This window comes from Streptomyces sp. NPDC060064 (genome assembly GCF_042736455.1).
In the GTDB taxonomy this organism is placed as follows: domain Bacteria; phylum Actinomycetota; class Actinomycetes; order Streptomycetales; family Streptomycetaceae; genus Streptomyces.
The window spans coordinates 99,387-108,512 of sequence record NZ_JBHWWF010000031.1 but is presented as its reverse complement, the minus strand read 5'-3'; the positions used below and the strand labels follow the sequence as shown (position 1 = coordinate 108,512).

At 72.1% G+C, this 9,126-nt stretch carries 7 protein-coding genes; all 7 read left to right on the top strand.

The genetic code is table 11. The annotated features are described in order from the left end of the window. Window positions 1-483: class I SAM-dependent methyltransferase (locus ACFWDI_RS30670; protein ID WP_385308954.1), on the top strand; the 483-nt coding region annotated here is incomplete at its 5' end. Next, a complete protein-coding gene (locus tag ACFWDI_RS30665; RefSeq protein WP_385308952.1) occupies window positions 476-4,750 on the top strand; it encodes an alpha-(1->3)-arabinofuranosyltransferase family protein in 4,275 nt (1,424 codons plus the stop codon). The genes ACFWDI_RS30670 and ACFWDI_RS30665, both read left to right, overlap by 8 nt. Further along, a complete protein-coding gene (locus ACFWDI_RS30660) occupies window positions 4,747-6,105 on the top strand; it encodes a condensation protein (protein WP_385308950.1) in 1,359 nt (452 codons plus the stop codon). The genes ACFWDI_RS30665 and ACFWDI_RS30660 overlap by 4 nt, the downstream gene beginning before the upstream one ends. Continuing rightward, the gene (locus ACFWDI_RS30655) at window positions 6,102-6,821 is read left to right on the top strand and encodes a class I SAM-dependent methyltransferase (RefSeq protein WP_385308948.1); all 720 of its coding nucleotides are present in this window, start codon (window positions 6,102-6,104) and stop codon (window positions 6,819-6,821) included. The genes ACFWDI_RS30660 and ACFWDI_RS30655 overlap by 4 nt, the downstream gene beginning before the upstream one ends. A 4-nt stretch (window positions 6,822-6,825) precedes the next feature. After that, on the top strand, window positions 6,826-7,734 hold the full coding sequence (locus ACFWDI_RS30650; protein WP_385308946.1) for a DMT family transporter: 909 nt from the start codon (window positions 6,826-6,828) through the stop codon (window positions 7,732-7,734). Beyond that, window positions 7,724-7,933 carry a Trm112 family protein gene (locus ACFWDI_RS30645; RefSeq protein ID WP_327327501.1) on the top strand — a complete coding sequence of 70 codons (210 nt, stop codon included), beginning with the start codon at window positions 7,724-7,726 and terminating at the stop codon, window positions 7,931-7,933. The genes ACFWDI_RS30650 and ACFWDI_RS30645 overlap by 11 nt, the downstream gene beginning before the upstream one ends. A 474-nt stretch (window positions 7,934-8,407) precedes the next feature. Then, window positions 8,408-9,061, top strand: a complete 654-nt coding sequence (locus ACFWDI_RS30640) for a hypothetical protein (RefSeq protein ID WP_385308944.1) — start codon at window positions 8,408-8,410, stop codon at window positions 9,059-9,061. Window positions 9,062-9,126: the final 65 nt, after the last annotated feature.

Sequence of the window (9,126 nt, the reverse complement as noted above, 5' to 3'; positions counted from 1 at the left end):
CTGCTGCCCCTGGCCGACGGCGTCGCCGACATCTGCTTCTCCTCCAACGTGCTGGAACACGTCGCCGACCCGCAGACCTTCCTCAGCGAACTGATCCGCGTCACCCGGCCGGGTGGGCTGATCTACGTCTCGTTCACCAACTGGCTCTCCCCCTGGGGCGGTCACGAGTGGGCGCCCTGGCACTACCTGGGCGCGGACCGCGCCCGCGCCCGCTACCTGCGGCGGACCGGGCGCCCCGCCAAGCACACCCTGGGCGAGAACCTCTTCGCGATCCACATCGGTCCGACCCTGCGCCAGGTGCGCGCCCGCGAGGACGTCTCGCTCGTCACGGCCCGCTCGCGGTACTGGCCGTTCCTCGCCCAGGCCGTCACCCGCGTCCCGGGCCTGCGCGAGATCGCCACCTGGAACCTCCTCCTCATCCTCCGGCGCCGAACAGAAACGGCAGCAGCGATGGACAGCCCACTGCGAGCCACCCGTGGCTGAGACGACGTTGACCCTCCCCCCGAGCCGGCCCGGCCGGCCCCGGCCCACCGTGCCGCCCCCGCCGCCGGGCGGCGGGCCGCGCCGCAGATCGTGGCTGCTGGCCTTCTGGGCTGCGGTCCTTGTCGCGTTCCTCTCCGTGTCACCGGGCAGGATGACCTTCGAGACCAAGCTCGGAGTGGTCGCCGACCCATGGAGGTTCATCGGCGACCTCGGGGAGCTGTGGCAGAGCCGCGCCGGATTCGGCGGGCTCGCCAACCAGTACGCGGGATACGCCTTCCCGACCCTCCCGTACTACGCACTCACCGACCTCGCGCACATCCCGGTGTGGCTGGCCGAACGGCTGTGGCTCTCACTGATCGTGGCCACCGCGTTTTGGGGCGCCCTGCGGCTCGCCGAGCGCCTGGTCATCGGCAGCGCACGGACCCGGCTGCTGGGCGCCGTCGGCTACGCGCTGTGGCCCACCTACACCATCGTCGTCGGCTCCACATCGGCGGCCGCGCTCCCCGGCGCGCTGCTCCCGTGGGTACTGCTGCCGCTCACCGGAACCCGCACCCCACGGGTGGCCGCGGCCACGTCCGCGTTACTCATCCCCTTCATGGGCGGAGTCAACGCGGCATCGACACTCGCCGCGCTGCTGCCCGTGGGGCTCTATCTGCTCAGCCGACCGGCAGGTCCTCGCAAGCGCGCCCTGATCGCCTGGTGGGTTCCCGGTGTGGTGCTCGCCACCGCCTGGTGGGTGGTCCCACTGCTGCTGCTCGGCGTCTACGGCGACGACTTCATGCCGTACGTCGAACAGGCCGACACGACCACCGGCACGATGTCGGCGACCGAACTGCTGCGCGGCGCCGGCAACTGGGTCGCCTACCTCCACTTCGGCGAGGCCTGGCTGCCCGCCGGCTGGACCGTGGCGACCGCGACGATCACCATCCTCTGCTCGGCGCTCGCCGCCGCGCTGGGGCTCGCGGGCCTGGCCCGGCGCGATCTGCCCGAACGCCGCTGGCTGCTGCTCACCGTGCTGGCTGTCGTCCTGATCGCCCTGGCCGGATACGCCGGTTCCCTCGGCGCCCCCTTCCACGACACGGTTCGGGACTGGCTGAACGGGCCGCTGCGGCCCTTCCGGAGTATCTACAAGTTCCAACCCGGGCTCGCTCTCGCCCTCGCCTTCGGGCTGATGCACCTGGTGGCGACGGCAAGCGAGAGCCACGGGGCCCGGCCGTTCCCCGCCCGGCGCCACGCCCCCCTCATCGCCGCGCTCCTGGTCCTGCCGGGCCTGGCCTGGCCGTATGTGAACGGGACGGTCCTGCAGCCGGGCGCCTTCAAGGAGCTGCCCGGCCATTGGACGAAGGCCGCCGACTGGCTGGCGAAGAACTCCCCCGACAGCCGCGCTCTCGTCGTCCCCGCCACCGCCCACGGCCTCTACACCTGGGGCTCGCCCATCGACCAGCCCTTCGACGTACTCGCCGACACCCGCTGGGCGCAGCGCGACTTCGTGCCCTTCGGTACGCCCGGCTCGCGGCGTGCCATGGACGCGGTGGAGCAGGCACTCATGAGCGGCAGTGAAGTGCCGGGCCTGCGCGACTACTTGTCACGCGCCGGCCTCTACTTCGTCGTCGTGCGCAACGACCTCGACCCGGACCAGATCGGATACGTCCCGCCGATCACCGTGAAGCGCACCCTGGAAGCCTCCGGCTACCGCAGGGTCACCGGATTCAACCCCGTGCTCACCGGCGGCCGGATCCCCAGCGGCACACCGTTGCAGGTCCAGGGCATCTTCCCGCGGATGCAGGCCGTCGAGATCTACGAGCCGACCGGCAACACCCGGCGGCCCGGACAGGTCGGCCTGCGGGCGGTCGCCGACACCGCCGTGGTCAGCGGCGGCCCCGAAGCACTGTTGCAACTGTCCGCCGATCCGCGCCTGAGGGAGAGGCCCACCGTGCTCACCGGGGACAATCACCCCGGGCTCGGCACACCCGCGGCGCAGTACGTCGCGGACGGGCTGCGCCGCGCCGACACCCGCTTCGGGCTGGTCAACAGCAACACCTCGTACACCTACACCGCGGACGAACGGAACCCCTCCGGGAGCCTGCAGGACCCGGGCGAGCGACCGCGGCAGATCCTGCCGACGAAGGGCACCGGGCATCAGACGACGGCCGTCCTGCGGGGGGCCGCCTCGGTGACCGCATCCAGCAGCGGCAACTGGCTGTTCCACCTGCCGCAGTACGACCCCGTGAACGCCTTCGACGGCAACCCGGGGACCGCGTGGGCCGAGGGCAGTGCCGGAAACGCCGCAGGCCAGTGGCTCCGTATCGGCTTCTCCTCGCCCACCGGCATTCCCGCCTCGCTGCAGCTCACCCCGCTGCCCGGCGACGGAATGCGGGCCGCCCCCACACTCGTACGGGTCGAGACCGACCAGGGCTTCGAGGACAGCCCGCTGGCACCGAACGGAAACCCGCAGCCGGTCAAGGCGCCCGCGGGGCTGGCCAAGTGGCTGAAGATCACCGTCCTGGCGGCCCAGTCCCCCAAGGCCGGACTGGGCGGCGCGGGCTTCAGCGAGGTCGCCGTCCCCGGCGTCCAGGTGACCCGGCTGCTCCGGCTTCCCACCGACGCCCAGGACAACGAGGCCCGGGCCGAGGTCTTCTCCCTCCATCGCGGCAGTGACCCGGGCGGACTCTCGCCGGTCTCGGCCGAGGAGGGCCTGCACCGCCGGTTCGGCGTCGGCCGGGGCGGAGATTTCGCCGTCACGGCCAAGGCGCTGCCGGTGCCGGGCGAGGCGCTGGACCGGCTCGTCACCGGCGCCGATCCGCGGCAGGGGCGGCGGATCACTGCGACCGCCGACTCGACCAGCCGGCTCGGGAACGGCCTCAGCCCGCGCAATCTCGTCGACGAGGACCTGACCACCGCATGGATCGCCGGCGACCGGCCGGTCATTCATCTGCGCTGGCCCGGCCGGAAGACCATCGACGAGATCGTCCTCGCGGCCGCGGGCGGACTCTCCACCCGGCCCGAGCAGATACTGATCAGCACCCCGAACGGCGCCGTGACGGCCGGCGTCGACGAGAACGGCCTGGCCCGCTTCGAGCCGATCACCACGGACCGGCTCGACATCACCATCAGCCGGGCCGCGCCGCTGACCGTCCACAACCCCGTCGCCGACAACCCGATGCAATTGCCGGTCGGCCTCAGCGAGGTCCACATTCCGGCACTCGCCGACCTGCGCACACCACCGCCGGCTTCCCGCTTGAGGTTCTCCGTGCCGTGCGGCGAGGGTCCGCCCCTCGCCGTCGACGGCACGCTGCATGCGACGAGCGCGTCGGGAACGGTGCGCGATCTGACCGAGCGCCGGCCTGTCGAGGTCACGCTCTGCCGTACACCGGAGGGCACTCTTCCGCTGGGCCGAGGACTGCACCAGGTGGAGGCGGGCGACGAAGGTCCCCTCGCGCTCACCGACATCACACTGACCCGCGGCGAGGTCCGCCCGCCCGCCATGAGCAAACAGCGGACGGCGACCGCGGCCGACTGGCGCGGCGACCGGCGGTCCGTGACCGTCGGCGCGGGCGAGGCCGGCTACCTCCAGATGTACGAGAACGCCAACGACGGCTGGAAAGCAACCCTGGACGGCAAGAGGCTGATCCCGTTGCGGATCGACGGCTGGCAGCAGGCCTGGCTGATCCCCGCAGGCGCGGGCGGCACGGTCGAGCTCGAGTACGAACCCGTGCTGCTCTACGACATCGGGATGATCGGCGGCGCGTTGGCGTTGGCGCTGCTGGCGGGTCTCGCGCTGGTACGCCGCCGGGGCGGCAACCCGGCCTCGGTGGCGATGGCCCCGCCGGCGCCCGGATGGGTTCTGGGCTGCGTCGCGCTGACCCTGGTGGTCGCGGTCGTGGCGGGTCCCTTCGCGCTGATCGTCCCCGCGCTGACGGTAGTTGCCCGCCTGCGGCACTCCCTGCTGGTGCCGATCGCACTGGTGGCGATGGCCGGCGCCGGGATCGCGGCCGCGACCGGGGCGGGCGATCCGGTCTCCGCCGGCCGGGGCGCGTTCGGCCCGGCGGCCCAACTGCTGGCGCTCATCGCGCTGTGCGCGGCCGTGGTCACCGTGGACCGGCGGGTACGGGCGACACCTGCCTCCGCGGCACCGGACCCGCAGCCCCTGCCGCAACGGGTGCGGTCCGCAAACGGCCCTGCCGGGCGCGCCGTTCCTGGTCCTGCGCCCCACGCTGAACCGCCCGGCCACGCGGCGCTCAACCCGAGGGAGGCTCCGCCGAGATGACCGCCCTGCAACCCGCCAGGCCCGGGCCGCCGCCCGGGCCCGCTCCGGACCGGATTCCGTTTCCGGTCGTCGACGAGATCTCCCGGCACTGTCTGCGCGAGGAGGAGCCCGAGACCGTACACATAGAGGTGCACCTGCCCCGGCAGCCGGATCCGGAGCGGCTTCGGGCCGCGTTCGGCGAGGCCTTGCGCCGGCACCCGCGGATTCTGGTGCGCGAGGCTCCCGGCCCCTGGTACCGGCGGCGCTACGAATGGGAGCTGACGGGTACCCCGGACGTGGATCCGGTCGGCTTCCCGGAGCCGGGGCCCGGTGCGCTGGAGCGGGCCAGGGCCAGAGCGCTGGCCGAGGCTCCGCCGCTGTCCGTTTCCCCACCCGTCCGGCTGGAGGTGGTGAGGCCGTCGTCGACGGACAGTTCCTGTGTGCTGCTGTTGACGCTCAACCACACCGCCCTGGACGGGCCCGCCTGTCTGCGCGTGCTGGCCACTGCCGCCGAGTTGTACGGCGGCGCCGCCGTCTTCCCGACCTCCCCCGTACGCAATCCCGTCGGCTCGACAGGGCTGCCGGGGCCACCGCCGCCCGGCCGCGCGGGCGGGCCGGCCAGGCCCGCCCGTGTGGCACCGGCGACCAATGCCCGGGGGTCGGCCGACGGAAACGGACTGCTGCTGGCCGAGCTGCCGGTGCCGCGCCGACCGGCCGGGGCCGGCTACACCGTCAACGACCAACTCCTCGTCACCACCTGCCTGATGATCGCCCGCTGGAACCGGCTGCACGACGCCCCGCCCCGCCCGATGCGTATCACCATGCCCGTCGACGACCGTCCCCGCGGCGCCGAGATGCCCATCGGAAACGGCACCCGCCTCGTGGAGGTCGGATTCGGGGTGCAGGAGTGCGCGCCGGAGCCCGGCCCCGAGGCTCTCGCCGCCCTGCTGCACCGCACCGCGGAACGCACCCGCGCCCTGAAGTCCGCACCCCGCCCCCAACTCGGCCACGCCGCAGCCCTCCTCACCGCACCCGCCCTGCCCGTGGGGATGCGGGCTGCCCTGACCCGAGGCCTTCGGCGGGCTGCCGCTCCCTGGACCTCGACGACGCTGCTCAGCAACATCGGGCGTATTCCGTACCCGCTGGACTTCGCGGAGGCGGGCCGGGCGGAGGCCGTCTGGTTCTCGGCTCCCGCCGCGATGCCGCGCGGGCTGACCGTGACCACCGCCAGCACGGGAGGACGGCTGCATCTGGCGCTGCGCTGGTCGCGCGCTCTCCTCGACGACGCGGCAGGACAACGGCTGTGCGACTTCTTCACGGAGTATCTGGCCGCCATGGCGGCTCTGCCGGCCGATTCAGGAGGTGACGGGTCATGACGGGAACTCTCCCCGCGGGACTGCGCGAGTTCTACGAGAACCCGGCCGTCCCCGTCGCCTCCGGAGATGAGCGCAGCCGGCGCCAGGCGGTGATGCTGGCCCGAGTGCTGCCGCCCGAGCCCTCCCTCGTCGTCGACGTCGGCTGCGGCGACGGCTCCGCGGCGGCCACCGCGGGTCCACTCCTCGGCGATCACCGGATCGTCGGTATCGACTGGTCCCAGGACGCGCTGCGCCGGGCCGCCACCCGGATGAACCATGTCGTGCGGGGTGAACTGACGTCGGGCGGGCTGCCGTTGGCCGACGCGAGTGCCGACGCCGTGCTCTTCAGCGAGGTGATCGAGCATCTGGTGGATCCCGACAGCGCCATGGACGAACTGCGCCGCATCCTCAAACCGGGTGGCCATCTGATGCTCTCCACTCCGAACCTGGCCGCCTGGTACAACCGGGTGCTGCTGGCCGCCGGGGTGCAGCCCGTGTTCTCGGAGGTCTGCCTGCGCGGCATTCACGGCCGCCCGGGATCCCAAGTGGTCGGCCATCTACGCCTGTTCACCGCCCGCGCCCTGCGGGGATTCCTCACCGCCGCGGGCTTCGAGGTGGTCACCCTGGCCGGCGCGCCCTTCCACGGTGTCCCGCGCGCCCTGCGCCCGGTCGACCGGGCCGCCTGTGCCGCGCCATCCCTGGCCTCCATCCTCCTGGTGCACGCCAGGCGGGTGTAGGCCCATGTGGTGGGGGGTGGCATCGGCTCTGCTGGCCAACGTCTTCTACAGCACAGGCTTCGTACTCGAGAAGCGGGCGCTGTCGCGCCTGCCGCGACTGAACACGGGACAGCCGGCCCGAGTCGTACGGTTGCTCATCGGCAGCCCGTTGTGGCTCGGCGGTTCGCTCGCGCTCGCCGCCGGCTTCGCGGCACAGCTGGCCGTCTACCGCACCCTTCCCATCGCGGCCGCGCAGGGCATCTTCGTCTCCGGTCTCGTGCTGCTGCTTCTCCTCTCCTCGGTCGTGCTGGGCGAGCGCCCCACCGGCCGCGAGCGACGTGGCGTGGTCGTGATCACCCTCGCCCTGCTGATGGTCGTGGCCTCCCTCCAGCGCTCCGACGCCGTGGGCGGGCATGCCTCGGCCGGCCGTGTCCTGCTGATCTGCCTGCCCGCGCTCGCAGCGGGGCTGTGGCTGTACCGGTCCGTGGAACGCCGGACCCGCCGCCGTCACCGGCTGCCCACCGCGGGCGTCGAATACGGCGTCGCTGTCGGCCTGTTGTACGGCGTCAGCTCGCTCGCCATCAAGGGCGTCTCCGGTCATCTGACGACCCGCGGCATCGGAGACGCGGTCCTCGCCCTGCTGAGGTCCCCCTATCCGTACATCCTGCTCGTCACCTCGGTCACCGGCCTGATCCTGTCCCAGACCGCACTGCAGCGCTGCCGGGCATCTCTGATCGTGCCCGTGTGCACCACCGTCACCTGTCTGTTCACGGCCGCGCTCGGCACTTTCGCCTTCGGCGAGTCCCTGCCGGGAGACCCACTGCGGCTCGCCCTGCGACTCGGCGGCACCGTACTCGCCGTCACCGTCCTGCTGATGCTTCCGCGCCATGACGAACCCCCCACCCCGGCAAAGGAGTTGGCTCATGAAGCCTGACGACCCCCTGCTCCGGATCATCGTCTGCCCGATCGACAAGGGGCAGCTGACGCTGCTCCTGCCCGAGGAGATCCTCTACAACCCGCGGCTGCACCGGCGCTATCCGATCATCGATGGAATACCGCAACTGCTGCCCTCCTCCGGTGCCCGGGTGCCCGACGAGGAGCACGAGCGGATCCTCAGACGAATCGGTCCCTGACATTCGCTGCCGACGGCGGCCATGCGCCTTCCCGAGTCGCCGGCGACGGGTGGGTGTGACCCCGCGGGCCTCATCCGCAGATGCTGCTGGCCCTCCTGGCCCGCGACAGCGGCCACGAGGCGGGAGCCACAGCACTGGCACATGCGATCGCCCGCTGGGCGGCAGCACTCGCCGCCGTACACATCGAGGCCCAGACCATCGGATTCCTGGCCGGCGCCGACCGACCGCACCACCCGAGAATCACTCCTGACCGCCTCGGATGCCGCTCCGCCCCTCGCCACCCAGGCGGTCAGCGCCGACTGCCCGCCCGGCCGTCGCTCGACGCCACCGGGGACGGCGTGCGACTTCACCAGGCGTGTGCTGCTCTTGATGGAGTGGAGACCCACGGCACGGCCCGGGCCCGCCCGCCTGCGGGCCCGGCCCCACAGGCGGTGTCCGCGCAGGAGCGGACACGGGCTGTGAGAAGGAGGAGCCATGTCCCACACGACGAAAGCGTCCCGGCACGTGAGCGGCATGCGGAACGCTCGCTACGGCGAGATTCTTCTCATCTCGCCGGGCGAGGACGGTCATCTCAAGGCTGCCGTCTACAACACCTTCGGCCTCAACGACTGTCCGCCGGAGCAGTGGAACGCGCTCGACCCCCGTGCGCTGGCGGAACAATTCCAGGTGCCGATGGTGTTCCTGAACGGACCCCGCTTCTGGACGATCGACGAGGTCACGACGTTCCAGTGGGGAGACCCCACGATGTTCGACGGCCTGGAGGCCCGCTGGGTGGCCGAGCTCCGCATCCCCCCGGAGATCGACCCCACGGGGGCGACGGCCAAGAAGTTCTACGTCGATTCCACAGTGAAACGGGACACCGAGTACGTCCTGTCCAGCGGCAAACCGGTGCACGAGCTGATCGCCCCCGGCGACCGCACATACGTCCTACAGGCGTACTCCCACACCGTGGACGACAGCCAGACGATGGACACTCTGGCCACGCTCGGCCGGCGGCTGCGACTCCCGCAAGGCTGGCGGTACCGGGTCCACACCCCGGAAAACGACCTTCTCGTACGGACGGTCGCGGGAGATGCCCACGTCGTGCAGGACGAGCTGGAGAACACCTACATGCTCCTCGCCCACTGAGCCCGGCGCGCCCCAGCGCTGTTCCGAGGTGGCCCACCTGCACTGCTGCCTGCGGCGTGCGGCAG

Bases quoted from the DNA above. Each gene is read 5' to 3' on its own strand.
- ACFWDI_RS30660 (WP_385308950.1), top strand. From the start codon at position 4,747: ATGACCGCCCTGCAACCCGCCAGGCCCGGGCCGCCGCCCGGGCCCGCT.
- ACFWDI_RS30655 (WP_385308948.1), top strand. From the start codon at position 6,102: ATGACGGGAACTCTCCCCGCGGGACTGCGCGAGTTCTACGAGAACCCG.
- ACFWDI_RS30650 (WP_385308946.1), top strand. From the start codon at position 6,826: ATGTGGTGGGGGGTGGCATCGGCTCTGCTGGCCAACGTCTTCTACAGC.
- ACFWDI_RS30645 (WP_327327501.1), top strand. From the start codon at position 7,724: ATGAAGCCTGACGACCCCCTGCTCCGGATCATCGTCTGCCCGATCGAC.
- ACFWDI_RS30640 (WP_385308944.1), top strand. From the start codon at position 8,408: ATGTCCCACACGACGAAAGCGTCCCGGCACGTGAGCGGCATGCGGAAC.